This is a genomic window from Microbacterium ulmi, assembly GCF_011759705.1.
In the GTDB taxonomy this organism is placed as follows: Bacteria; Actinomycetota; Actinomycetes; order Actinomycetales; family Microbacteriaceae; genus Microbacterium; species Microbacterium ulmi.
This window is the reverse complement of sequence record NZ_JAAOZF010000001.1, coordinates 1,307,683-1,331,851: the sequence shown is the minus strand read 5'-3', so window position 1 is coordinate 1,331,851 and position 24,169 is coordinate 1,307,683. Positions and strand designations below refer to the sequence as shown.

Here is a 24,169-nt window from a genome sequence, read left to right as displayed (position 1 = left end):
CCGGCCGGTCCGCCTCCGTCGGCTAGGCTGGCTCTGTTCCATGCCAGGGGGAGACCGTGACAGCTGAGCCGCGCGTGCTTTCAGGGCGCTACCGCGTCGACGAGCGCATCGGCCGCGGCGGAATGGCCACCGTCTACCGGGGATACGACCTGACGCTCGGCCGTCAGGTGGCCATCAAGATCCTCAACCGCGACCTCGCGCACGACAACGCGTTCCGCATGCGCTTCCGCCTCGAGGCGCAGGCCGCGTCGCGCATGGCGCATCCGACGATCGTCCGGGTCTACGACGCGGGCGAGGACTCCGAGACCTACCCCGACGGGTCTGTGCATCCCGTTCCGTTCATCGTCATGGAGCTCGTGCACGGCTCGCTCCTGAAAGACGTCATCGCGCAGGGGCCCGTGCCGGTCGGCGATGCCGTGCGGTATGTCGACGGCATCCTCGAGGCGCTCGAGTACTCGCACCGGGCAGGGGTCGTCCATCGGGACATCAAGCCGGGCAACGTCATGGTGACGGATGCCGGGCAGGTCAAGGTCATGGACTTCGGCATCGCCCGCGCGGTCTCCGACTCGTCGTCGACCGTCGCCGAGACGACGGCGATCCTGGGCACGGCCGCGTACTTCTCACCCGAGCAGGCCAAGGGCGAGCCCGTCGATGCGCGCGCGGACCTGTACTCGACGGGGGTCGTGCTGTACGAGCTCCTGACGGGGCGTCAGCCGTTCCGCGGGGAATCGCCCGTCGCGGTCGCCTACCAGCACGTGAGCGAGGCTCCCGTCCCGCCGTCCGAGGTCAACGAGTCCGTCCCGCGCTCGCTCGACGCCGTCGCGCTGCGCGCTCTCGCGAAGGATCCCTTCCAGCGGTATCAGGATGCCGCCGGCTTCCGCGAGGCTCTCGACGCGACGATCGATGCGAAGTCGCCGTCGAAGCGCAAGGTCGGCGCGCTGACGAGCGAGCTGTACGGCCCCAACCCTCGCCAGGCGGCGGAGACCGCCCGATCGCTGCGGCAGCTCAGCACCGACACGACGATGAAGCGCACGCAGGCGGGACCGCCTGTCGCATGGATCTGGGCCGGCGTCGCCGTCATCGCGGTCCTCCTGGTGGCGGTGCTGTTCTGGGTCATGACGATCCGTCCCTGGGTGAACGTGCCGCCGAGCGCGCGGATCGTCCCCGACGTGACGGCGATGGCCTACGAGAAGGCTGCGACGGTCCTCGGCGACAACGACCTCATCGCGTTCCGGATCGACGAGACGAGCTCGGACGTCGCCGTCGGCAACGTGATCCGCACGGATCCCGTCGCCGGAGAGTCGGTGTCTCCGGGTCAGCGCATCGAGGTCTACGTGTCGAAGGGCGTCGAGACGGCGGTCGTGCCGACGCTCACGGGGCTGTCGCAGGATGCCGCGCGCGCGGCGCTCGAAGGCGTGGGCCTCGCGCTCGGACAGGTGCGGCAGGAGAACGATCCGGGTCTCGAGGCGGGCATCGTCATCTCCGCCGATCAGACCGAGGGGTCCAGCATCCCCGTCGGCACGGCGGTCAACCTCGTCGTCGCGACGGGTCGCGTCGTCGTCGTCGACGTCACGGGCTACACGATCGAAGCCGCCACCCGCGAGCTGGAAGGCCTCGAGCTCACGGTCGAGGCGCAGGAGAGCCCCGACTGCCCGGCGCCTCCCGGCGATCCGATCGTCGCGACCCAGTCGATCGCGCCGGGTGAGGCGCCCGTGCATTCCACGGTCGTGCTGACCTTCTGCACGGGCTCCTGAGCGTTCGTCAGCGGTGCGGCGTGAGCCCTGCGCCGCGCGCGGCCGCGCCGGCGTATCCCACGCTCTCGAGCCAGTTCCCGAGCAGTCGGTAGCCGCCCTCGGTCAGCACGCTCTCCGGGTGGAACTGCACGCCCTGCACGGGCACCTCCCGGTGCGAGACGCCCATGACGACGCCGGCCGCCGTGCGGCTGGTCACCGCGAGCCCCGGCGGGAGCGTCTCAGGCACGACCGCGAGCGAGTGGTAGCGCGTCGCGAGGAACGGATCGGGAAGGCCCTCGTACAGTGCAGAGCCGTCGTGATGCACGAACGAGGTCATGCCGTGCATGAGGTCGGGGGCGTGCGCGACGCGCGCGCCGAACGCCTCCGCGACCGCCTGGTGCCCGAGGCACACTCCCAGGAGCGGGATGCCGCGGCTCGCCGCCGCCCGCACGACGGCGATCGAGGCTCCGGCGTCGGCGGGAGCTCCCGGACCGGGCGATACGAGCACGGCCCGGTACGGAGCGAGCGCGGCCGCTGCGGCATCCGGAGCGATCGAATCCGCCTCCACGAGCTCGGTCTCCGCCCCCAGCTCGTGGAGGTAGCCCACGAGGGTGTGCACGAAGCTGTCGTGGTTGTCGACGACGAGGATCGGCGTGGCCGCCGCGTTCCCTGACCGGCGCGGGGTGACCACGGGTCAGACGAGGTCCGACAGGGATGGCAGGGCGACCGTCACTTCCTGCGGGTTGACGAACGTGCTCACCCACGGGAAGACCCAGAACACGAGCGCGTACAGCACGACCGCGAGCGCGACGATCAGGATGAGCACCCGGATCCACCATGGGCCCGGCAGGATGTGCCACAGCGCCGCGTACATCAGGCGACTCCCTCCGTCAGCGCCGCCGGCGGACCCGCCGACCGGGGGGTGAACGCGTCGAAGACGCTGTAGGCCACGATCCGCTCCGTCATCGAGAACATGGGACTGCAGCTCGTCATGGTGAGGTACCGCTCGCCGGGCTCGGCGCCCGGAGCCTGCGGAACCGGCAGGAGGACGTCGACGGCGTCGGGCTGGACGTATTCGAGGGTGCGGAAGCGGTACGTGTACCAGCCGCCGGGCGTCTCGACGACGATCGCATCGCCGACGCGCAGCTCCGCGATGCGGTTGAACGGCTTGCCCCACGTCGTGCGGTGCGCGGCGACGGCGAAGTTGCCGACCTCTCCGGGCATGGGCGTTCCGGGGTAGTGCCCGATGCCGATGGGATCGAGCGTCCGCGCTCGCGAGATGCCGCCGGCGATCGCGACCCCGTAGTCGGCACCGAACCGCGGAATGTACATCGTGCCGAAGATCTGCGCGTCGTCGGGCTGAGGGAGGATGACGGGATCAGCCGTCACGGGCGCGGGCTCGGCCGGCGTCTCGGCGGGCGCCGGAGGACTCGGGGATGCCGCGACCTGCTCCTCGTACTCCTGCTGCCACTGCTGCGAGAGCGACTTCGCCTCGGCGCTGCGCTCCGCGGCATAGATCCAGTCGCCGACCCAGAGCTGCCACACGACGTACATCAGCGTGAGGGCGCCGATCGTGATGAGGAGCTCGCCGAGCACGCCGACGACCGACGCACGGCGCTTCGGGCGCGCGCGTCCTGTCGGTCGAGGATTCGCCCCCCGCGGCACGGCCGTGTCGTCCACACGGCGAGTTTATCGGCGGCGTGCTGTGACCCCGCTGGCAGATAGAATCTCTGCATGGCACGATCTGGCAAGGACGACGATCTCGTCGAGCGCAGCGAAGGCGATGCGGCGCCCAACCCCGTGTGGTTCAAGCCGATCATGATCGGACTCATGCTCCTGGGGCTGGTCTGGGTTCTCGTCTTCTATCTGAGCGGCATGGCTTTCCCGATCCCCGGTCTGGACTCGTGGAACCTCGTGATCGGCTTCGGAATCGCGTTCGTCGGCTTCCTCATGACGACCCGCTGGCGCTGACGCCGGCAGCTAATTACACGACTGTGATTCATCCCCATCTGGGGATGAACCTGTGGATAACTCCCGGCTCGACCGGCGCCGACCCACGCCGACGCAGGATCGCCGATCCCGGGCGCCGCACGCGGGCCGCCGCGGCGGTCGCGGCATCCGCCGTCAGCCGTAGATGACGGGCGGGAGCGCGAGCAGCGCGAGCAGCACGACGCCGAGCGCCACCAGGAGGCCGGTCTGCAGCCTGCGCCGGCGCACGGCCCGGGTCCGCGCGTAGATGTAGCCCACAGCGGCTCCCGTGACGAGCCCGCCTAGGTGCGCCTGCCACGAGATGCGGATCGCGTCGAGTGCCGTCGCGAACGACCCCGAGCCGATGCTCGCGATCAGGGCGAGCGCGAACGGGAATGCGAAGTTGATGGCGATCACGATGACGATGCCGCGGATGTTCGCGCCGATGTGACGGCCGATCACCAGGAGCGCTCCGAAGAGGCCGAAGATCGCGCCGGATGCCCCGACGACGTTGACCCCGGGCGCGAGCAGCGCAACGGCGACCGAGCCGCCGAGCCCGCTGAGCAGATACAGCACGACGTAGCGCCATCGGCCGAGGAGGGGTTCGAGGTTGCGGCCGATCATCCACACGACGAGCATGTTGAGGCCCACGTGCAGGAAGCTGCCGTGCACGACGAGCACCGTGAGCAGGCGCCACGGCTGGAAGCCGAACGGCGCGCCCGGCCAGACGAACACGCTGTTGAAGGCGAGCAGACTCGTGATCGGCAGGCCCGGAATCTGCTGCAGCAGGTACACGAACGCCGTGATGCCGATGATCGCGTAGGTCGCGAGCGGACGCGTGTCGTGGACGGAGACGGGACGCAGCGACGCCGAGCGGCGCTCCGCCTTGCGCTGCGCCGTCGTCGCCGACTTCTGCTGGTCGCGCATGCACTCGGGGCAGATGACCCCGACGGCTGCGGGCGTCTGGCACTCGGGACAGATGGTGCGCAGGCACCTCTGGCACAGCACGAAGCTCTGCCTGTCGGGATGCCGATAGCAGAAGTTGTCGGGGTTCCGGGTGAACTCGTCCGACGTCACGAGGCCGCGGAGCTCCTAGGCCGCGACGACGTCGACCGACTCGATCACGACGGGCTCGATCGGACGATCGCCCGCCGCGGTCGGGACCGCGCTGATCGCGTCGACGACCGCGCGGGAGGCATCGTCGGCGACCTCGCCGAAGATCGTGTGCTTGCCCTGAAGCCAGGGCGTCGGATCGGTCGTGATGAAGAACTGGGAGCCGTTCGTGCCCTCGGCCGCGCCCGTGATGGCATTGCGGCGCAGTCCCGCGTTGGCCATCGCGAGCAGGTAGGGCTTCGCGAAGGTGAGCTCGGGGTGGATCTCGTCGTCGAAGGTGTAACCGGGCCCGCCGACACCCTGACCGAGGGGGTCGCCGCCCTGGATCATGAAGCCGGGGATGATGCGGTGGAAGACGACGCCGCTGTAGAGGGGGCCCTCGCCGGGCTTGCCCGTCGCGGGATCGGTCCAGGCTCCCGTGCCGTCGGCGAGGCCGACGAAGTTCTTCACGGTGCGGGGCGCGTGGTCCCCGAAGAGGTTGACGACGACATCGCCATGGTTCGTGTGCAGGGTCGCGACCGCGGTGTGCTGAGGCATGTCTTCCATTCTCTCAGAGTTCTGTGTGAACACTTCCGGTTCGAAGGCGGTCTGGCAAGATGGGGAACACCATCGCCCCGATCAGCAGGGAGAGCCCCGTGAGCGTCAGCCGCAAGCGCAAGAAGGAACTCCGCAACCTCCAGAACCAGGCCAACAAGCTCTGGGAGTCGCAGCAGGTGCTCGTCGGAGAGGCCGCCACCGTCGCGCGCGAAGCGGGGCGCCAGCTCGGCAACTACAGCCGCGAGCAGGTCGTTCCTCAGGTCCAGGCGACGTACGGCAAGTATGCGGCGCCGTATGTGGATCGCGGCATGTCGGTCTCCAAGCAGGTCTTCAACGACAAGGTCGTGCCTGCCGCCGGCGCCGTCGTCGGCTCGGCCCTGTCGGTGTGGGATGCCGCCAACGACACGCGTCAGCGCCTGGGCACCGGCCGCGGCGTGGACTGGGCCGACCTCGCCCAGCGCGCCGAGAAGTATGGCCAGAAGGCCGCGAAGGGCTTCTCGCAGAAGGTCGCCGTCGTCGAGGCTCCGAAGAAGAAGGGCATCGGCGCGGGGGGCGTCATCGCGATCATCCTCGGCGTCGCCGCCGCTGCAGGCGTCCTGTACGCGGCATGGCAGACGCTGCGTGCCGACGACGAGCTCTGGGTCGCCGACGACCCGCTGCGCGCACCGGATGCCTGACCCCCTCGATCGCGTCCGCGAGGCGGCGTCCGGCCGCGGGCTCGACATCGAGCTGCGTGAGCGCCCCGCCGCGCGAAGCCTCGAGGAGGCCGCCGAGGTGCTCGGCATCCCCCCATCGGGGATCGTCAAGACGCTCGTCGTCAAGCGTAGCGACGACACCTATCTCTTCGCGCTGATCCCGGGCGATCGGGCGATCTCGTGGCCGAAGCTGCGTGCGCTCGTCGGCGTCAACAAGCTGCAGCTTCCCGATCCCGCGCGTGCGCTGGCCGCGACGGGATACGAGCGCGGCACGATCGTGCCGATCGGCAGCACGACGGACTGGCCGGTCTATGCGGACGAGCGCATCCGTGGGGAGCGGATCGCGATGGGCGCGGGCGCGCACGGGTACAGCCTCTTCGTCGACGCCGACGCCCTGCTCGCGGCCTACGGCGCGACGGTGGCGGACATCTCGCAGCCGATCGGCTGACTCGTCAGGCGAGACCCGCCATCGACAGCGCGATGTCGATGAGCTTGACGCGCTGCAGCGACCGCACGCCGGTCAGAGGGAACCAGTCGGCCATGTCGGTCGAGCCGTCCTGCTCGTTGCGGAGGCGTCCTCCCGTGATGCGCGCGCGATAGACGATCCGCAGAGCGTGCAACGGCTCGTCTGACTCGGTGATGCGTCGCCCCGGCGGGATCACGCGGGAATGGATGCCGAGCAGCTGCTCGACGACGACCCGGTAGCCCGTCTCCTCGCGGACCTCGCGCCGGACGGCGTGCTCGGGGTCCTCGCCGTCTTCGAGGCCGCCGCCGGGGAGCGTCCACGCGGCTCGCCTGCCCTCGTTCCAGTGCGCCAGCAGGATCCGGCCGTCATCGTCTGTGACGACGGCGTAGGCGGCGACCCGCAAGTCCATGCTTCACCATATCGACGCACCACCTGGCTTCGGGGGGGCCGTGCCGAGCTGTGGAGAGGGGCGGGAGCTGCACGGAGCCGCCGGTCTCACGCAGGGCTAGAGTGCCTCCGGAGGCGATCGTGTGGACGACGAGACGGCGGAGGGGATCGAAGGCGAGGGCACCCGGCGCCTCGGCGGGCTCGAGGCGCTCCGCGCGCTGTCATGGGGCGCCCGCGGGTGGCTGTTCGTCGTCGTCGCGATCGGCCTCGTGCAGCTTCTGCGCCGGCAATGGGGCGACGCGATCATCTTCGGCGTCACTGCCTTCGCGCTCACCGCGGACGCCTCGGGACTGCTCCCGCTCGAGGGATCCTGGCGTCGCCCGCGGACGAGGACCGTCGTGATCGTCGGCGTCGTGGCGGCCGTCCCGCTCGTCCTTCTCCCGCGACACGGAGTCGCGATGGCGATCGCGGTCATGGCGATCGGCGTGGCGGCGGGGGCCGCGGCATGGCCTCGGCATCCCTCGCCCGTGCGACCCTGGTCGCGTGGGCTGCGCGCTCTCGCGATCTGGTGGGGCGCCGTCTGGATCGCCGGCTGTCTCTGGGAGCTCGCCGAGGTGCTGCGCGGCGCGCAGCTGCCCGGCGGCCGAGCCGCCTATCCGGCGCTGAGCGATCTGCTCAACCCCGCGGTGGACACGGTGGCAGGGAAGATCGTCTTCGTCGTGTGCTGGCTCGCCGTGGGCGGCTTCCTCGTGCGCAGGGGAGGAGGGCGCTGATGCTCAGTGCGACGGTCTTCGTCGTCGGCGCGATCGTGCTCGGCGTCGTCACCTGGATCTCGTCGCGGCGCGATCCGGAGGCGACCGCGAGCGGACTGTTCGATCGCATCATGCAGTCCAGGACCGTGCGGATCGCGATCCTGGTCTGCTGGTGGTGGCTCGGGTGGCACTTCCTCGTCGCGCAGACCGTCGATCCCGGCTACCCCGGGTGAGGTGTCGCCCGCGGCTCCTGCGCGAGCATCCGGGGCACGTGCCGAACGGCTGGAGACGCTACTTTGGGGTCACCCCGACGCAGAGGAGGACCCATGGGCAAGGTGGTCATGTACGCCTCGGTGTCCGTGGATGGCTACATCGCGGACGAGAACGATCAGCCCGGACCGCTGTTCGACTGGCTGACCGGCGGTGACGTGCCGCTGGACGAGAGCGGCGTGCTGACGGTGTCGCAGACGTCCTACGACTACACCCGGCCGTACTGGGACGGGATCGGAGCGACGATCGCCGGCCGCCACGTCTTCGACATGACCGACGGCTGGGACGGGACGCCGCCGGGCGGGGTCGACCACGTCGTCGTCGTGACGCACCGGCCGAAGCCAGAGGGCTGGGATCCCGAGGCGCCGTTCCATTTCGTGGACGGCGTCGAGGCGGCCGTGGCCAAGGCGCGGGAGCTCGCGGGAGACCGCGTCGTCGAGGTCGCCGCCGGCGACGTCGGCGGCCAGGTGCTGGCCGCTGGCCTGGTCGATGAGGTGCGCATGGATGTCGTGCCCGTCGTGTTCGGGTCCGGCAAGCGCTTCTTCGGGTCGATCGACGCCCAGCACCTGCTGGAGGATCCCGACGAGGTGGTTCAGGGCAACCGGGTGCTTCATCTGCGCTATCGGATGCGCCGCTGACCGATCGCGGCGGACACGCGAAGTGGATCGCACGTCGTCATCACGAGCAGGGCCGTCTCTCCACCACCGGTCCGCGCGCGGATCACGGCTCGGTGTTCGTCATGCGACGACGAGTCGCTGCAGCCGCGCGACAGTCATCTGTTGCTTGTCCAGCTCGTCGATGCGGGCCTGCACGCCACCCAGATGGTCGCGGAGATACTCGGAGACGCAGGCGTCCAGCCGTTCCCCGTCGTCGATGAAGCACGGCATGATCTGAGACACGACGGCCAGGGGCAGTCCGGCCTCGAGGAACAACCGGACACGGCGAACGGTCTCGACTGCGTCCTCGGAGAAGCGACGATGGCCGGCGCTCGTCCGCCGCGCGTCGAGCAGGCGGTGCTGCTCGTAGTAGCGCAGCGCCCGCACGCTGGCTCCGGTACGGGCGGACAGTTCGCCGATACTCATCGTGCCGTCGTAGACGCCCATCATGACGACCTCCTTCGGAATGGGACTTGCAGGTGACGCTAGCGTCACGTCCTACCGTCGTCGCTATGACGATCTCGACACATCGAACGCACCCCGTGGACGACTTCTTCCTCCTCGGCGGCGACCTGCGCGTACGGCGGCTCGGCCTCGGAACGATGCGCATCACCGACGCCACCGGCGACGGCACGGCCGCCGGTGCACAGATCTGGCGGGCACCGGCGAGTCCTTCGGACGCGATCGAGTTGCTTCGGAGAGCCGTCGGACTGGGCGTGCAGTTGATCGACACCGCGGACGCTTACGCGCTCGGCGACAGATAGACGCCGCTCAAACGGCACGCGACAACGGCGAGAGCGTCATGTCGATCGCGCGGCGGTTCGAGGTGAGTCGGATGACGGTATGGGAGTAAACTCGGACCGGCTGAGCCAGAGCTCGGAGCTGCCTATGGCAGTAGGTCGAGCATCTGCGGGAGAGCCTTCATGGCATGGATCACGAGTTCGTTTCCGCTGTCGAAGACCAGCACGACCGTCTCCAGCAATCGGCCGCGGGTGTCGAACCCGAGCCGAAGCTGCCTGGCTGGGCTGTTGTCATCGAGGTCCTCGATCCAGGTCGCCCAGGTCGCAGCCTGGATCGCGTTCTCGGCATCGACACCGTGCTTGAGCGCCGAGGGGTGGACTCTCACGCCGAGGCCAGTGCCTCGCGGATTACCTCGGAGCGGGACTTGCCTTCGTGCTCCGCCCGCGCATCAAGAGCACTGATCTCGTCCGCCGTGAGACGCAACGCGATGACCTGCGACGGCTCAGCACCACGGCCAGGACGCCCGCGACCCCGCTTCTTCAACGTCGCCACGTCGTAGCCAGCCTGCGCTTCGACTGCCCAGGCTGCGATCTGCTCCTCGGTGACAGGCGTGCCGTTGATCGTCTCGCGCTCACTCATACCCTTAATGTTATACAAAAATAAGGCCGGTGGCCAGATGCCACCCCAGTCAGATAGTCGCACAGCCATCTGCGATCTCGGTGGCGAGTTCCAGATCACAGGCGGTGGCAGGGTCGCGTGGATGAACTGTGACAGCTCTCGACGGCCACCTCCGAGGCACTATGCCCGACTAAGCCAGGCTGCTGCATCTGCGATGGGGACTGCGGCACGGAGAGGTGACATCTGAACTGGCTTGCCTGTGGGGTGGGCCTGGAAGGATGTTGCTGTGCCCAAGCCCTACCCGAGTGAGTTCCGTGACGACGTGGTGGGCGTTGCGAGGAACCGCGAGCCCGGAGTGACGATCGAGCAGATCGCGAAAGACTTCGGGGTCCACCCGATGACGCTGCAGAAGTGGATGCGTCGCGCCGATATCGACGAGGGCGCCAAGCCCGGCCAGTCCCGCAGCGAGGGCGCCGAGCTGCGCGAAGCCCGCAAGCGGATCCGGCTGCTGGAGCAGGAGAACGAGGTTCTGCGGCGGGCGGCGGCGTATCTGTCGCAGGCGAACCTGCCGGGAAAAGGTTCTACCCGCTCGTGACGGAGCTCGCCGCCGCAGGGATCCCTGTGACGGTGACGTGTCGGGTGCTCAAGCTCTCTCGCCAGCCCTACTACCGGTGGCTGGCAGACCCCATCACCGACAGTGAGGTGGTGGAGGCGTATCGTGCGAACGCGTTGTTCGACGCCCACAAGGATGACCCGGAGTTCGGGCACCGGCTGCTCGCCGACGAGGCCCGCGACGCGGGCGAGGCGATGTCGGATCGGACGGCGTGGCGGATCGCGTCGGCCAACGGCTGGTGGTCCGCGTTCGGGAAGAAGCGGGGCCGCAACGGCAAGAAGCCCGGACCGCCCGTCCACAACGATCTCTGCGCCGTGACCGACGAGAACGGACGGATCCGGCACGAGTTCACCGCCGACGGCCCGAACCAGCTCTGGCTCACCGACATAACCGGGCACAAGACCGCGGAGGGAAAGCTCTACCTTTGCGCGATCAAGGACGTGTTCGCCAACCGGATCGTCGGGTACTCGATCGACTCGAGGATGAAGTCCAAGTCTGGCCGTCAACGCGCTGAACAACGCCGTCGCGATGCGCGGCGACGTCGCCGGCTGCGTGGTCCACAGCGACAGAGGCAGTCAATTCCGCAGCCGGAAGTTCCTGCGCGCCCTGACCCGTCATCGACTCGTCGGATCCATGGGTCGAGTAGCCGCGGCTGGAGACAACGCGGCCATGGAGAGCTTCTTCGCCTTGCTGCAGAAGAACGTCCTCGACCGCCGCACCTGGGCGACCCGTGAGCAGTTGCGGATCGCGATCGTGACCTGGATCGAGCGGACCTACCACCAACGTCGTCGACAGGCGGCCCTCGGCCGTTTGACCCCGATCGAATTCGAGGTCATCATGAACACGCCAGCCGCACTGGCGGCGTGACTACAACCTGTCACCTATCCGTGCAGCAGTCCCTGCGTACACCCGACGCCGATCTGCGAGCCAGCGACGCTCGTCTTCAGCAGTCAAGCGACGCCGCTCCGCCGACCTCCCGAGCCACGTCGTCATCACCACCCCGACGATCGTGCCGGAAACACCGAGGGCACCGGCCACCACGACCGAGAGCAATTCAGGAGTCACAGGATGAGACTATTCTCCTGGTCGACAGTCTTGACGGAGCCGCCCACCAAGCGCTTCTGCGCCGTCAGCCAGCAAGACCCCGCACAGATCAAATGCTTCGGAAGTTCACTGGCAACCTCGTTTGCAAGACGCGTGGCAGCTCAAATGTCTGTGCTGGCGTTCGAGGGAAGTCGGGTCGTACGCGGAGCACGTTGAGTGCCCTACGGCTACACTCGGTCGTTCTTGGCTTGCGTGTCGAGGATGAATCTGGCGGTGAGCGCTGTGGCGCGGTCTTCATCATCGAGCAGCGACGTGAGCGTGTCTTTCGTCGCGTCCGGCGGGAGATCGTTCAGTGCGCCGACCAAGCGCCGGCGGGCGTCGGGCTCTGCGGTCCTCAGCGCCGTTGCCAGTGCGGCCATGACGTGATCGACTTGCTCGTCGCGGAGGGCGAGCTCTGTGAGCGCGTCAGCGGCTTCGACGTCGTCCTGACCGGTGCTGATGAGTCCGATCAGTGCGGTGATCGAGCCTTTCTTGCCATGTTGTGCGCGGGTGATGATCGCTCGGTTTCGGATACGAAGATCCTCATGTTTCGTCAATCCCATGATTACCCGCACGGCGGCGGGGGTATCGAGTTTCACCAGGGCATCGAACCCGCGACGCCTCCGCTCGCTGTCCGGGGAGTCCAAGGCCTGGACAAGCGCGGGGATCGCTGCGTCCCCGCTTCGTGCGATAGCCCATTGCAGGGCACCGGCAGCGTCTTCAGTGTTCTCGCGCAGCATGGCCTCAACGAGTACGGGGACATCGCGCTGGTCGGGTTCCGCAGCTTTCAAGACCAGTTGCTGTCGATGTGAAGGGCTTGGTGATTCCAATCCTCGGATGAGTCCGATGGTGCGCAGGACATCAGCCCAGGTTTTCGGGGCGGTGGCCTGTACGTCTTCCAGTCGCTGCACCAGTTCCTCCCCCTGCGTGATCTGCTCTCGCGTGCGTTCGATGACGTTATCGACCATCACGGCGGGATCGAACGCGCGATCATCGATCACGTCCGCGATCTGAGCAAGACTCAACCCCAGAGAGCGCAACCCTTCGACGTGGAACAGTCGACGCATATCGCTCTCGGAGTACTCCCGGTATCCACCCGATGTTCGCTCCGACGGGGACACCAAACCGATCCGGTCGTAGTGACGCAGCATCCGGGCGCTGATACCCGAACGCTGCGCCACCTCACCGATCAGCAACTACTGCTCCTTCACCGTTGGTGCCCCACGAAGAGCGACAACTCGCTTCGCTTCCGCGATCGCCGCATCGAACCCCTCATCGGGGTCAGCCATGATCGCCAGCGTCGCCACGGCGTGCGCACTCACCGTCTGGTCCTCACTGCTCGCCGCGTCTTCGACGACCGGCTCAGCAGCGGTTCCGAGGACGGCGAACGCGCGGCTGAGGCTACGTTGCGTCTCGCGATCTCCCCGCCCGAGCTCACTCACCAGTTCCTGAGCCAGCTCAGCCTCATGACCGGCAGGGACGAGCCCGGCAGCGGTACGCCATGCTGCACGAGCCACCTCGACGTTCTCGTCGTGGAGGAGATCCACGGTGATCGCAGCCCCCGTTGCAGGGTCGCCGATCTTCGAGAGCGTGTGCAAGGCCTGGCTGCGCGCCTGAGCCGATGCGGAACGAAGCTGAGGCAACACGGCCGCCACCGTCAACGCGGGCTCATGCCTGGTCAACGCCCACGTCAGCATGTCGCGGACGAAGAAGTCCGGCTCCACCCCGCAACGCTCCACAAGCACCCCGATGTAGGACTCATCCGGCCGAGTGCCGGCCGTCAAAGCAGCCTGCAAACGCGCCGACGCGCTGATGACCGACAAGGCATTCCTCAGCCGGGCTCCTGGTGTTTCCGTTCTCATTTCGACCATCTCAATACCTCCTCAACCTACTTCACACCTTGTCACGGTGACAATGTCAACCACTCGGAGTGATCGAAAGATTCCTTCGTCTGGGCCTTGACCTTCGCACAGTGACAAGGCGTTGAGTCGAGAAGGAGGTGGGTTCCGCCACCGACGGGATGGCTGACACGCACCTCAACATGAGGAGGCGTGAAAGCCATGACCAAAACAACCCCACAACCAGAACCACCCGCTCTACGAAATCGACAGTTCCGCACCAGCGAAGGACTACGCTGCCTGCTGCGCCAGCTCCACGAACACGACAACGACGCGTGGGCGCACGACCCTGTCGCGGCGGACCTCATGCAGTTCGTTTGCGACAAGTACGTATCCGTAACGAGGCAGAAGCCCCACCCGGAACCTCTGATGCCGAACTGCATCGACTCGCGGAGGAGGCCCTGGCGCGGGTGAAGGCGGAGCGGCGGGCGAAGAGGAAGAAGATCCGCAAACCCATCCCGATCCGCCGCAGCGACGGCCCGTTCCCGACACGAGCCTTCGTGCTCACCTGGGGTGAGCTGACGGACTGGTGGGAGCGCTACGACCTCCACCAACTCGCCGTCGAACTCACCGACGAGCAGATCGAGGGATTCCACGCGACGCTCGACGGCAGCAACACCTTCGCCAAGCAGCTCGACGCTGCACGCGAAGACGTGCCGGTCGAGGAACGCGGCCGGGTCAGAGACCAGCGAGCGCATCTACGGGCACTCTGACTATGAACGGTGCGGGTGCGGGGATTCCGGCGCGGGGGTGTGTACCTCTCCTCCATGGCCTTCTCCCGCACCACACCGTCTGGTCGTCGCATCACCGCGACGCCGCGCGTGCGCGAGACCCCGGATACCGATGCCCTCGTTTCGCTCGTCCTGCACCTCGCCGAATAGCTCCACCAAAACGAAGCCCAGGACCGCGCCATTTGCGCGCGAGACGATCAAACCAACGGCCCTGGCGACAGTAGTTACGAGGCTGAGAAAGGACACCACGATGACGCTGTTGCTGCCAGCAGCACCCGAAGTTGAGGAGGCGCCGGCTTTCACGGCGGTGACCTATCAGCGCGTCTCCACCAAGGAACAGGCTGCGAAGGGCGGCCGGGACGAGGGATTCTCCATCCCGGCGCAGCGCGAGGCCAACGGCCGGAAGGCTGAGGCGTTGGGCGCGCGGATTGTGGCGGAGTTCGTCGACGCCGGAGAGTCGGCACGTTCCGCAGATCGGCCAGACTTGAAGCGGATGCTGGATTACATCGCCTCCCATCAGGTGACGTATTGCATCGTCCACAAGGTCGACCGGCTCGCCCGCAATCGTCTCGACGACGTCGAGATCCACCGCGCACTCCTCGACGCGGGAGTGAAGTTGGTGTCCGCGACGGAGAACATCGACGAAACCCCCTCGGGGATGTTGCTGCACGGGATCATGTCGTCGATCGCCGAGTTCTACTCCAAGAATCTTGCGACCGAGGTGACGAAGGGGCTGACGCAGAAGGTCGCCACCGGCGGCACTCCCATGCGCGCACCGCTCGGATACCTCAACGTCCGCGCGAAGGATGAGCAGGGCCGCGAGTATCGAACTGTCGAGGTTGATGAGGAACGCGCCCCCTTCATCCGGTGGGCATTCGACCAGTACGCCACCGGCGAGCACTCAGTCGTCGACCTCCTCGCGGACGCAACAGCTCGAGGGCTCACGACGATCCCGACACCGCAACGACCCTCCGGCCCAGTAGGGCGTTCGACGTTCTTCAAGATCCTCCGCAACCCCTACTACATCGGCCTCGTCCCCTACAAAGGCGCAAACCATCCGGGCTCTCACGAACCGCTGATCGACCTCACCACCTGGCAGCGCGTCCAGTCCATCCTCGACACTGCGAAGCAAGCACGAGCACGCAAGCGCATCCACGACCACTACCTCAAAGGCAGCCTGTTCTGCGGGGCATGCGGATCACGGCTGCAACTCGACCTGCCCACGAACAAGCAGGGCATCCAATATGCCTACTACTCGTGCAGCGGCCGCCGCACCCGTAAGACCCGATGCACCCGTCGAGCAATCCCCGTTGCGGTCGCCGAACAGCTCGTCGCCGACTGCTGCGCCCGCATCAGCATCAACGAAGCCCAGTACGTCGGCCTCGCCAAGAAGGTCGAGCAAGCCTTCGACGAGCGATTCGCAGCGCGATCCGATGAGCTGGCGGAACTCGCCGCCAACCGACGCCGTTTGGAAGACGAGTCAGACAAGCTCCTGGCCGCGCACTTCGCCGACGCCATCGACCTACCCACACTGAAACGCCACCAGGATCGCATCCGCGCAGGTCTGGCCGACATCGACCGCCGCATCACCGACGAGCACGACCAGGATCAAGGCCCGAGACGCCAGATCAACAAGGCGCTACGCCTGCTGATCGACTGCCAGCGCCTCTACAAGAGCACCGACGCCCACGGGAAGCGCCTGGCCAACCAGACCTTCACGACCGGCATCGACATCGACGAAGACGAGGAAGCCAGCCTCCGCCTCGCGGAGCCGTTCGCCGTCACAGCAGGCGAACACTCCCATGTCAGGGGTTCGACTACGTCTGAAATTGTGGAGCCTAGGAGATTCGAACTCCTGACATCCTGCTTGCAAAGCAGGCGCTCTACCAACTGAGCTAAGGCCCCGGGGCTGGGTGTGGTGGGGCTACCAGGACTTGAACCTGGGACCTCTTCATTATCAGTGAAGCGCTCTAACCGCCTGAGCTATAGCCCCGTCTGCCGACCGCGCTGCGCGCTGTCAACCTCCAAGACTTTACCCGACGCGCGGCGTTTTCTCGAATCGAGGGGAGTGCGGCATCCTCCCGATGCTTGACTGGATGCGTGAAGACGATTCCGCACGAGGGCGAGCAGCATTCCGGGAGCCTCAGTCAGCGCCTCAACTGGCTGCGCGCGGGCGTGCTCGGAGCGAACGACGGCATCGTTTCGGTCGCTGCGCTCGTCGTGGGCGTCGCGGGCGCGACCGCTTCCGTTCCGGCCCTGCTGACCGCCGGCGTCGCGGGTCTCGTGGGCGGAGCGGTCTCGATGGCGCTCGGCGAGTACGTCTCGGTGAGCAGCCAGCGCGACAGCGAGCGGGCGCTCATCGCGAAGGAGAAGCGTGAGCTGCAAGAGCTTCCTGCGGAAGAGCTCGACGAGCTGACGCAGCTGTATCGGGACCGGGGGCTGTCGGATGCCACGGCCCGCCAGGTCGCGACGGAGCTCACCGAGCACGACGCCCTCGCGGCGCACCTCGACGCCGAGCTCGGCATCGACCCGCACGACCTCGTCAACCCGTGGCACGCGGCGCTCTCGTCAGCCGTCTCGTTCACACTCGGCGCGCTGCTGCCGCTCCTCGCGATCCTCCTGCCGCCACCGGGGTGGCGCGTGCCCGTCACCTTCGCGGCGGTGCTCCTCGCCCTGGCGCTGACCGGCACGGTGTCGGCGTCCATCGGCGGCGCTCCCCGGCTCCGCGCGACGCTTCGCCTCATGATCGGAGGCGCGCTCGCCCTGCTCGCCACCTGGCTGATCGGCACCGTCCTCGGCACCGCCGTCGCCTGAGTCTCACGCGCGTCGGACGAGGCATCCGCTCTCCAGCCGCGGCGCGGCCGCGGGCCACCGAGCGATGCGGGAGGCGATTCGCGCAGCTGGAGCCGGAGGAAGGCGACGCTAGTTCGAGGTGAACCCGACCAGGAGCCCCCCGGTCACCTTCACCGCGAGGTTGTAGATGCCGGCGACGACGGCGCCCATCACGGTCACGACGACGAGGTTGAGGATCGCGACTACCGCAGCGAACGCCATGACCTGCGGGAGGCCGACGAACTGGGTGATCGAGGCGCCGTCGGTGACGCTCTGGAAGAACTCGTCGACCTTGCCGATGAGGCCCGTCGTCTGGATCACGAGGTACACGAGGAAGTACGTGACGACCGTGACGATCGAGATCGCGACCGCGGCGAGGAACGACAGCTTCACTGCCGACCAGAAGTCGATGTAGACCAGGCGCAGGCGCACCTGCTTGGCGCTCGTGCGGTGGCTGGACTTGTTGGCGAGCTTGTCGGCTACCGTGCTCATGCGTCAGTACTCTCTTCGATGGTCTCTGGGGAGGTCGTCGGCCCCTCATCGGGCTCAGGGGCGTCGCCGGATGCCTCGGCGGACTCCGTGAGTCCGCGCTCTCCGTTGCGCGCGATCGCAAGGATGCGGTCGTCATCGTCGGGTCGGGCGAACACGACGCCCATGGTGTCGCGGCCCTTGGCCGGCACCTCGGCCACGGCAGAGCGTACCACCTTGCCGCTGGCAAGAACCACCAGGACCTCGTCGTCCTCGCCGACGATGAGTCCGCCTGCGAGATCGCCGCGATCCTCGTTCAGCTTGGCCACCTTGATGCCGAGTCCGCCCCTGCTCTGCGAGCGGTACTGGTCGATCGAGGTGCGCTTCGCGTACCCGCCTTCCGTCACGACGAAGACGTACCCGTCGTCTGCTGCGACGGATGCCGAGAGCAGGCTGTCGCCTGCGCGGAACGACATGCCCTTGACGCCTTCCGTCGACCGGCCCATCGGCCGCAGGGCCTCGTCGGTCGCGGAGAAGCGGAGCGACATCCCCTGCCGGCTGATGAGGAGGATGTCGTCGCCCTCGTCGACGAGGAACGCGCTCACGACCTCGTCGCCGTCCTCCTCGTCCTGACCGCGCAGCTTGATCGCGATGACGCCGCCCTGACGGTTGGTGTCGTAGTCGGTCAGGCGGGTCTTCTTGACCAGACCGCTGCGGGTGGCGAGCACGAGATAGCTGGCGACCTCGTAGTCGCGGATGTCGAGGATCTGCGCGATCTCCTCGCCGGGCTGCAGCGCCAGGAGGTTCGCGACGTGCTGGCCCTTGGCATCCCGCCCCGCCTCGGTGACGTTGTACGCCTTCTCGCGGTAGACGCGCCCCTTCGTCGTGAAGAACAACAGCCAGTGGTGCGTCGTCGTGACGAAGAAATGCTCCACGACGTCGTCGGCGCGCAGCTGCGCGCCCTTGACGCCCTTGCCGCCTCGATGCTGCTGGCGGTAGTTGTCGCTGCGCGTGCGCTTGATGTAGCCGTCGCGGGTGACCGTGACGACCATCTCCTCTTCGGGGATGAGGTCTTCGACCGACATGTCGCCGTCGTAGCCGGGCATGATCGCGGTGCGGCGCTCGTCGCCGAACTTGTCGACGATCTCGACGAGCTCCTGCCTGATGATCGTGCGCTGTCGGGCGGGGGTGGCGAGGATGTCCTTGAAGTCCTCGATCCGCAGGGCGATGTCGGCCGCCTCGTCCATGATCTTCTGACGCTCGAGCGCCGCCAGGCGGCGCAGCTGGAGCGCGAGGATCTCGTCGGCCTGATCCTCGTCGACGTCGAGGAGCGCGACGAGGCCGATCCGAGCCTCCTCGACCGTGGGCGAGCGGCGGATGAGGGCGATGACCTCGTCGAGCGCGTCGAGCGCCTTGAGATAGCCCTCGAGCGTGTGCATGCGCCGCTCGGCCTTCGCGAGGCGGAACTGAGTGCGCCGCACGATGACCTCGACCTGATGGTCGACCCAGTGCGAGATGAAGCCGTCGAGCGGGAGCGTGCGCGGCACGCCGTCGACGATCGCGAGCATGTTCGCGCCGAAGTTCTCCTGCAGCTGCGTGTGCTTGTACAGGTTGTTGAGCACGACCTTGGCGACGGCATCCCGCTTGAGCACGATCACGAGGCGCTGGCCCGTGCGGCCCGACGTCTCGTCGCGGATGTCGGCGATGCCCGTGATCCGTCCTTCGCGGGCGAGGTCGGCGATCTTGACCGCGACGTTGTCGGGGTTGACCTGATAGGGCAGCTCGGTGATGACGAGGCACGTGCGACCCTGGATCTCCTCGACCGCGACGACGGCGCGCATCGTGATCGATCCACGACCCGTGCGGTACGCGTCCGCGATGCCGCGCACGCCCAGGATCTGTGCGCCCGTCGGGAAGTCCGGCCCCTTGATGCGCTGCATGAGCGCCTCGAGCAGCTCTTCGCGCGAGGCGTCCGGGTTCTCGAGCGCCCACAGCGCGCCCTCGGCGACCTCGCGCATGTTGTGCGGCGGGATGTTGGTCGCCATGCCGACGGCGATGCCGACCGAGCCGTTGACGAGGAGATTGGGGAAGCGCGCCGGGAGGACCTTCGGCTCCTGCGTCTGCCCGTCGTAGTTGGGCTCGAAGTCGACCGTGTCCTCTTCGATGTCGCGCACCATCTCGAGCGCGAGCGGAGCCATCTTGGTCTCGGTGTACCGAGGGGCTGCCGCGCCCTGATTGCCGGGCGACCCGAAGTTTCCCTGGCCGAGCGCGAGCGGGTAGCGCAGCGCCCACGGCTGCACGAGGCGCACGAGGGTGTCGTAGATCGCGGTGTCGCCGTGCGGGTGGTACTGACCCATGACCTCGCCGACGACGCGGGCGCACTTCGAGAACGACTTGTCGGGCCGATAGCCGCCGTCGTACATCGCGTAGATGACGCGGCGGTGCACGGGCTTGAGCCCGTCGCGCACGTCGGGGAGCGCGCGGCCCACGATGACGCTCATGGCGTAGTCGAGGTAGCTGCGCTGCATCTCGCCCTGCAGGTCGACCGCCTCGATGCGACCGTGGTTGTGCTCGGATGCCCCAGTCGGGCTGTTCACGTCAGTCATTCGTCTCTTCCTCGGTGCCGGTTCCGGGATGCTGTGCTCCGGTCAAGAACGGGGACCCCTCCCCGATCGACCGGGGCAGAGCATCCCTCCACCGGCTGCGTCTCTTGTCAGCACTGGGTCGCCCCCCATGTCCGTCCTCGATCTGACGAATGTCAGATGTCGAGGAAGCGGACGTCCTTCGCGTTCTTCTGGATGAACTGGCGCCGGGACTCGACGTCTTCGCCCATGAGAGTCGTGAAGATCAGGTCCGCGGCCGCGGCGTCGTCGATCGTGACCTGCCGGAGCGTGCGCGACTGGGGGTCCATCGTGGTCTCCCACAGCTCTTTGTCGTTCATCTCGCCCAGGCCCTTGTAGCGCTGGATGCCGTTCTCCTTCGGGATCCGCTTGCCGCTGGCGAGTCCGTCCGCGAGCAGGGCGTCGCGCTCGATGTCGCTGTAGACGTACTCGTGCGGTGCGTTCGACCACTTGAGCCGGTACAGCGGCGGCATCGCGAGGTACACGTACCCCGCCTCGATGAGCCCGCGCATGTAGCGGAACAGGAGGGTCAGCAACAGCGTCGTGATGTGCTGGCCGTCGACATCGGCATCCGCCATCAGGACGATCTTGTGGTAGCGGGCCTTCTCGACGTTGAAGTCCTCGCCGATGCCCGTCCCGAACGCCGAGATCATCGCCTGGATCTCGTTGTTGCCGAGGGCCCGATCCAGGCGCGCCCGCTCGACGTTGAGGATCTTGCCCCGCAGGGCCAGGATCGCCTGCGTGTGGGGGTCGCGTCCCTGCACGGCGGAGCCACCCGCCGAGTCGCCCTCGACGAGGAAGATCTCGCTGATCGACGGGTCTTTCGACGTGCAGTCCTTGAGCTTGTCGGGCATCGACGCGCTCTCGAACACGCTCTTGCGGCGCGCGGTCTCCCTCGCCTTGCGCGCGGCCAGACGAGCCGTCGCGGCGTCGATCGCCTTGCGCACGACGAGCTTGGCCTGCGTGGGGTTGCGCTCGAACCAGTCTCCGAGCTGATCGCCCACGACCTTCTGCACGAAGGCCTTCGCCTCCGTGTTGCCGAGCTTCGTCTTGGTCTGCCCCTCGAACTGCGGTTCGGCCAGCTTCACCGAGATGACGGCGGTGAGCCCCTCGCGGACGTCGTCGCCGGACAGGTTCTCGTCCTTGTCCTTGAGGAGGTTCTGGGCTCGCGCGTACTTGTTGACGAGGGTCGTCAGCGCCGCCCGGAACCCCTCTTCGTGTGTGCCGCCCTCGTGCGTGTTGATCGTGTTCGCGTACGTGAACACGTTCTCGGTGTAGCTCGTCGTCCACTGCATCGCGAGCTCGAGAGCGATCTTGCGATCGGTGTCCTCCGACTCGACCTCGATGATCTGGTCGTTCACGACATCCGTGTGCCGCGTGCGGTTCAGGTGCTCGACGTAGTCGACGAGCCCGCGCTCGTAGAGGAACGAGTCCGTCGGCTGCTGCAGGACGGGCTCCCCGTCGACGACGTCCTCCACGGCCTTGGACGGACGCTCGTCGACGAGGTCGATCCGCAGACCCTTGTTGAGGAAGGCCATCTGCTGGAAGCGGGTGCGCAGGGTGTCGTAGTCGAAATCGACCGACTCGAAGATCTCGGCATCCGGCCAGAACGTGATGATCGTGCCCGTCTGGTCGCTCGGCTCTCCGCGCTCGAGCGGCGCGAGAGGCTGGCCGCCGTCGCGGTACTCCTGGCGCCACACGTATCCCTGACGCCTGACCTCGACCTCGAGGCGCGACGACAGCGCGTTCACGACGGACGAACCGACGCCGTGGAGGCCGCCCGAGACGGCGTATCCGCCACCGCCGAACTTCCCGCCCGCGTGCAGCACCGTCAGCACGACCTCGACGGTGGACTTGCCCTCCGTGCGATGCATGTCGACCGGGATGCCGCGGCCGTTGTCGACGACGCGGACGGCCCCGTCGGGAAGGATCGTGACGACGATCAGGTCGCAGTACCCGGCGAGAGCCTCGTCGACCGAGTTGTCGACGATCTCGTAGACGAGGTGGTGCAGGCCGCGCGGACCGGTCGAGCCGATGTACATGCCCGGGCGCTTGCGCACCGCCTCGAGGCCTTCGAGCACCTGGATCGCATCGGCGCCGTACTCATTGGGAACCTTCGCAGCGGATCGCGATTCGGGTTCTTCGGACACGCTGTCGGGGTTCACGGACGTCATATGCTCGAGCGCTCCAGGAATCGGTCGTCGGTACCCTGACAGTCTACCGTCTCCGACCCTCTTCATGGGCACTCTGCGCCCCTGTGACGCGTTGAAATCGCCTCGGAGGGTATCTGAGTCGTCTCAGCCGTAGGTATCGCGTGGGCCGCGGCCTGGAATGGCTCTGGGACCCCATTTCCATGAGGGGACGTCCGGCCCGATGAAGCGGATGCTCTCGACCCCCGCCTCGGGGAACCGCCTGACGATCTCGGACAGGATCTGCGCGCGCATCAGCTGCAGCTGCTTCGCCCACGCCGTCGAGTCCGCCTGAACCGTGAGCGTCGCGTCGCCGAAGGCGACGGGACGAGTGTGTCGCGCCGTGTCGGCCCCCGCGACCTCGTGCCACGTCCGCACGACGTCTTCGCGGGCGAGCTGCGAGTCCCAGCCGGCTTTGCGTGTCAGGTCGGAGAGGACATCGCCCACGCCGTGGGGGTCGCGGCCCGGAGTGAAAGGCCCGTTCTCGTCGTCGATCGTCCGGCGCCGGCGTCTGCGGAACGATCGCGCCGAGGGCTCGAGCCCGCGCAGCCGCAGATAGGTCGCGATGGTCTCCGGGACGCCCTCGTCGTCGGGTTCAGGCATCCTGAGCCTCTCGGATCGTCCCGGCCTCGACCCGCACGAGCCGCACGCGGAGCGCCGGCGGGACGTCCTGTTCGACGGCGGCGGTCACGATGACCTGCTCGTAGCCTTCCGCAAGGCCCGCGAGTCGCGCGCGACGGTCGGCGTCGAGCTCGGCGAACACGTCGTCGAGGATCAGCACGGGATCGCCCAGGCGCGAGTCGGCCCGAAGGAGCTCTGCCGACGCGAGCCGCAGGGCGAGCGCCACCGACCACGACTCGCCGTGCGATGCGTACCCCTTCACGGGCAGCCCGCGCACGCGAAGGAGGAGGTCGTCGCGATGCGGGCCCACGAGCGTCAGCCCGCGGTCGAGCTCGGCGGATCGCTTGGCCGCGAGCGCCGCGCGGAACCGGTCGGCGACGGATGCCTCGTCCTCTCGGTCTGCCAGGACCTCTGCGCCCTCTTCGGGATCGCCCCCGCTCACCGACAGCGCCCACTCGAGCCGCGGCTCATGATCGGCGCCGGCGATCGCCGTGTACGACGCCGTGAGGGGGGCGGACAGATCGGCGGCGAGCGCCACGCGCGCGTCGATGAGCTGCGTGCCGAGCGCGACGAGCTTGTCGTCCCACACATCGAGCGTCGAGAGCGCGTCGCCGCGGATGCCGCGGGCCTTGGCCGACTTCAGAAGCGCGCTGCGCTGCCTGAGCACGCGCTCGTAGTCGGAGATGATCCCCGCGAAGCGGGGCGAACGCTGCACGAGGAGCTGGTCCATGAACCGTCGACGTGCGGACGGGTCGCCCCGGACGATCTGCAGGTCTTCCGGCGCGAACAGCACGACCTGCGCGTAGCGCGGGAGCTCGGCCGTCCGCACGGCCGCTCCGTTGACCCGCGCCTTGTTCGAGCCCTGGCGGTTCAGCTGCACCTCGAGCTGCATGCGCCGCTCCCCGTGCGCGAGCCGGGCGCGGATGATCGCGGCATCCGCCCCGTCGCGCACCATGGGAGCGTCCTGCGAGACACGGTGCGAGCCGAGCGTCGCGAAATAGGCGATCGCCTCGGCGAGATTGGTCTTGCCCTGGCCGTTGCGGCCGATGAAGACATTCGGACCGGGCCCGAGCGCGACCTCGGCGACCGCATAGTTGCGGAAGTCGACGAGACTCAGGTGCTCCACGATCACGGGACAACCCTAGTCAGCGGCGCCGACGACGGCGGCGGACTCGAG

Annotated in this window: 27 protein-coding genes, 2 tRNA genes and 2 pseudogenes; 12 read left to right on the top strand and 19 right to left on the bottom strand. The window is 67.7% G+C overall.

All coding sequences use genetic code 11. The features are described 5' to 3' along the window. Positions 1-56 precede the first annotated feature (56 nt). Positions 57-1,754 (top strand): Stk1 family PASTA domain-containing Ser/Thr kinase, encoded by a 1,698-nt coding sequence (gene pknB, locus FHS08_RS06445; RefSeq protein ID WP_167036848.1) that lies wholly within the window; start codon positions 57-59, stop codon positions 1,752-1,754. A gap of 7 nt (positions 1,755-1,761) precedes the next feature. On the opposite strand, the gene FHS08_RS06440 is transcribed toward pknB, so the two are convergent. Genes FHS08_RS06440 through FHS08_RS06430 form a run of 3 tightly spaced genes read right to left on the bottom strand, consistent with a single transcriptional unit; the run spans position 1,762 to position 3,413 of the window. Further along, entirely contained in the window at positions 1,762-2,424 is a 663-nt protein-coding gene (locus FHS08_RS06440; protein WP_167036845.1) for a glutamine amidotransferase-related protein, read from the bottom strand. A gap of 3 nt (positions 2,425-2,427) precedes the next feature. Then, positions 2,428-2,607, bottom strand: a complete 180-nt coding sequence (locus FHS08_RS06435; RefSeq protein WP_167036842.1) for a hypothetical protein — start codon at positions 2,605-2,607, stop codon at positions 2,428-2,430. Then, positions 2,607-3,413, bottom strand: coding sequence for a class E sortase (locus tag FHS08_RS06430; protein WP_341800332.1), 807 nt, complete (start codon positions 3,411-3,413; stop codon positions 2,607-2,609). The genes FHS08_RS06435 and FHS08_RS06430 overlap by 1 nt, the downstream gene beginning before the upstream one ends. Positions 3,414-3,467: 54 nt before the next feature. Here FHS08_RS06430 and FHS08_RS06425 point away from each other — a divergent pair, with 54 nt between their 5' ends. After that, positions 3,468-3,704, top strand: coding sequence for a cell division protein CrgA (locus tag FHS08_RS06425; protein WP_167036839.1), 237 nt, complete (start codon positions 3,468-3,470; stop codon positions 3,702-3,704). 153 nt (positions 3,705-3,857) lie between these two features. Here the strand turns inward: FHS08_RS06425 and FHS08_RS06420 are convergent, their stop codons facing one another. Beyond that, complete coding sequence (locus FHS08_RS06420; RefSeq protein ID WP_167036836.1) at positions 3,858-4,778, bottom strand: rhomboid family intramembrane serine protease; 921 nt, start codon at positions 4,776-4,778, stop codon at positions 3,858-3,860. 15 nt (positions 4,779-4,793) lie between these two features. Further along, positions 4,794-5,351 carry a peptidylprolyl isomerase gene (locus tag FHS08_RS06415; RefSeq protein WP_167036831.1) on the bottom strand — a complete coding sequence of 186 codons (558 nt, stop codon included), beginning with the start codon at positions 5,349-5,351 and terminating at the stop codon, positions 4,794-4,796. A 98-nt stretch (positions 5,352-5,449) separates the two neighbouring features. Here FHS08_RS06415 and FHS08_RS06410 point away from each other — a divergent pair, with 98 nt between their 5' ends. Beyond that, positions 5,450-6,028, top strand: a complete 579-nt coding sequence (locus FHS08_RS06410) for a DNA helicase (RefSeq protein ID WP_167036828.1) — start codon at positions 5,450-5,452, stop codon at positions 6,026-6,028. Next, on the top strand, positions 6,021-6,494 hold the full coding sequence (locus FHS08_RS06405; protein ID WP_167036825.1) for an aminoacyl-tRNA deacylase: 474 nt from the start codon (positions 6,021-6,023) through the stop codon (positions 6,492-6,494). The genes FHS08_RS06410 and FHS08_RS06405 overlap by 8 nt, the downstream gene beginning before the upstream one ends. 4 nt (positions 6,495-6,498) lie before the next feature. Here the strand turns inward: FHS08_RS06405 and FHS08_RS06400 are convergent, their stop codons facing one another. Further along, complete coding sequence (locus tag FHS08_RS06400; RefSeq protein ID WP_167036822.1) at positions 6,499-6,921, bottom strand: NUDIX hydrolase; 423 nt, start codon at positions 6,919-6,921, stop codon at positions 6,499-6,501. Between the two features lie 121 nt (positions 6,922-7,042). Between FHS08_RS06400 and FHS08_RS06395 the strand changes: the two genes are divergently transcribed. From FHS08_RS06395 to FHS08_RS06385, 3 genes are all read left to right on the top strand, one after another. Then, complete coding sequence (locus FHS08_RS06395; protein WP_167036819.1) at positions 7,043-7,672, top strand: hypothetical protein; 630 nt, start codon at positions 7,043-7,045, stop codon at positions 7,670-7,672. Continuing rightward, complete coding sequence (locus FHS08_RS06390) at positions 7,672-7,884, top strand: DUF6186 family protein (protein ID WP_167036816.1); 213 nt, start codon at positions 7,672-7,674, stop codon at positions 7,882-7,884. Before FHS08_RS06395 ends, FHS08_RS06390 begins: the two co-directional genes overlap by 1 nt. A 93-nt stretch (positions 7,885-7,977) precedes the next feature. Continuing rightward, positions 7,978-8,559 carry a dihydrofolate reductase family protein gene (locus FHS08_RS06385; RefSeq protein ID WP_167036813.1) on the top strand — a complete coding sequence of 194 codons (582 nt, stop codon included), beginning with the start codon at positions 7,978-7,980 and terminating at the stop codon, positions 8,557-8,559. Between the two features lie 99 nt (positions 8,560-8,658). On the opposite strand, the gene FHS08_RS06380 is transcribed toward FHS08_RS06385, so the two are convergent. Further along, positions 8,659-9,027, bottom strand: coding sequence for a MerR family transcriptional regulator (locus FHS08_RS06380; protein WP_167036810.1), 369 nt, complete (start codon positions 9,025-9,027; stop codon positions 8,659-8,661). A gap of 62 nt (positions 9,028-9,089) precedes the next feature. On the opposite strand from FHS08_RS06380, the gene FHS08_RS06375 reads away from it, so the two are divergent. Next, positions 9,090-9,341, top strand: coding sequence for an aldo/keto reductase (locus FHS08_RS06375; protein ID WP_208382221.1), 252 nt, complete (start codon positions 9,090-9,092; stop codon positions 9,339-9,341). Positions 9,342-9,463: 122 nt separating this feature from the next. On the opposite strand, the gene FHS08_RS06370 is transcribed toward FHS08_RS06375, so the two are convergent. Together FHS08_RS06370 and FHS08_RS06365 are read right to left on the bottom strand one after the other, a co-directional pair. Continuing rightward, entirely contained in the window at positions 9,464-9,703 is a 240-nt protein-coding gene (locus FHS08_RS06370; RefSeq protein WP_167036807.1) for a toxin, read from the bottom strand. Next, entirely contained in the window at positions 9,700-9,957 is a 258-nt protein-coding gene (locus FHS08_RS06365; RefSeq protein WP_167036804.1) for a ribbon-helix-helix domain-containing protein, read from the bottom strand. The genes FHS08_RS06370 and FHS08_RS06365 overlap by 4 nt, the downstream gene beginning before the upstream one ends. 265 nt (positions 9,958-10,222) lie before the next feature. On the opposite strand from FHS08_RS06365, the pseudogene FHS08_RS06360 reads away from it, so the two are divergent. After that, a pseudogene (locus tag FHS08_RS06360) lies at positions 10,223-11,416 on the top strand (IS3 family transposase). 404 nt (positions 11,417-11,820) lie between these two features. Here the strand turns inward: FHS08_RS06360 and FHS08_RS06355 are convergent. Both FHS08_RS06355 and FHS08_RS06350 read right to left on the bottom strand, forming a co-directional pair. Next, positions 11,821-12,828 carry a MerR family transcriptional regulator gene (locus tag FHS08_RS06355; protein ID WP_167036801.1) on the bottom strand — a complete coding sequence of 336 codons (1,008 nt, stop codon included), beginning with the start codon at positions 12,826-12,828 and terminating at the stop codon, positions 11,821-11,823. Continuing rightward, positions 12,829-13,455: a HEAT repeat domain-containing protein gene (locus tag FHS08_RS06350; protein WP_243847240.1), complete on the bottom strand. Its 627-nt coding sequence runs from the start codon at positions 13,453-13,455 to the stop codon at positions 12,829-12,831. 485 nt (positions 13,456-13,940) lie between these two features. Between FHS08_RS06350 and FHS08_RS06345 the strand changes: the two genes are divergently transcribed. Both FHS08_RS06345 and FHS08_RS06340 read left to right on the top strand, forming a co-directional pair. Next, a complete protein-coding gene (locus FHS08_RS06345) occupies positions 13,941-14,243 on the top strand; it encodes a hypothetical protein (protein WP_167036798.1) in 303 nt (100 codons plus the stop codon). 130 nt (positions 14,244-14,373) lie between these two features. Then, a pseudogene (locus tag FHS08_RS06340) lies at positions 14,374-15,588 on the top strand (recombinase family protein); the annotation flags it as partial. 312 nt (positions 15,589-15,900) lie between these two features. Here FHS08_RS06340 and FHS08_RS16840 read toward each other — a convergent pair. From FHS08_RS16840 to FHS08_RS06330, 3 genes are all read right to left on the bottom strand, one after another. Further along, a complete protein-coding gene (locus FHS08_RS16840; protein ID WP_243847239.1) occupies positions 15,901-16,065 on the bottom strand; it encodes a hypothetical protein in 165 nt (54 codons plus the stop codon). Between the two features lie 28 nt (positions 16,066-16,093). Continuing rightward, positions 16,094-16,166: transfer RNA gene (locus FHS08_RS06335), tRNA-Ala, on the bottom strand. An 11-nt stretch (positions 16,167-16,177) separates the two neighbouring features. After that, a tRNA-Ile gene (locus FHS08_RS06330) sits at positions 16,178-16,254 on the bottom strand. Between the two features lie 107 nt (positions 16,255-16,361). Here FHS08_RS06330 and FHS08_RS06325 point away from each other — a divergent pair. Beyond that, positions 16,362-17,075 carry a VIT1/CCC1 transporter family protein gene (locus FHS08_RS06325; RefSeq protein ID WP_167036795.1) on the top strand — a complete coding sequence of 238 codons (714 nt, stop codon included), beginning with the start codon at positions 16,362-16,364 and terminating at the stop codon, positions 17,073-17,075. Positions 17,076-17,183: 108 nt separating this feature from the next. Here FHS08_RS06325 and FHS08_RS06320 read toward each other — a convergent pair whose 3' ends face one another. The 5 genes from FHS08_RS06320 to recF form a co-directional block, all read right to left on the bottom strand. Then, positions 17,184-17,585, bottom strand: a complete 402-nt coding sequence (locus FHS08_RS06320; protein ID WP_167036792.1) for a DUF3566 domain-containing protein — start codon at positions 17,583-17,585, stop codon at positions 17,184-17,186. Continuing rightward, positions 17,582-20,167 carry a DNA gyrase subunit A gene (gene gyrA, locus FHS08_RS06315; RefSeq protein WP_167036789.1) on the bottom strand — a complete coding sequence of 862 codons (2,586 nt, stop codon included), beginning with the start codon at positions 20,165-20,167 and terminating at the stop codon, positions 17,582-17,584. The genes FHS08_RS06320 and gyrA overlap by 4 nt, the downstream gene beginning before the upstream one ends. Positions 20,168-20,319: 152 nt before the next feature. Continuing rightward, complete coding sequence (gyrB, locus tag FHS08_RS06310; protein ID WP_167036787.1) at positions 20,320-22,356, bottom strand: DNA topoisomerase (ATP-hydrolyzing) subunit B; 2,037 nt, start codon at positions 22,354-22,356, stop codon at positions 20,320-20,322. Between the two features lie 123 nt (positions 22,357-22,479). Beyond that, positions 22,480-22,974 carry a DciA family protein gene (locus FHS08_RS06305; protein WP_167036784.1) on the bottom strand — a complete coding sequence of 165 codons (495 nt, stop codon included), beginning with the start codon at positions 22,972-22,974 and terminating at the stop codon, positions 22,480-22,482. Beyond that, complete coding sequence (recF, locus tag FHS08_RS06300; protein WP_167036781.1) at positions 22,967-24,124, bottom strand: DNA replication/repair protein RecF; 1,158 nt, start codon at positions 24,122-24,124, stop codon at positions 22,967-22,969. The genes FHS08_RS06305 and recF overlap by 8 nt, the downstream gene beginning before the upstream one ends. Positions 24,125-24,169: the final 45 nt, after the last annotated feature.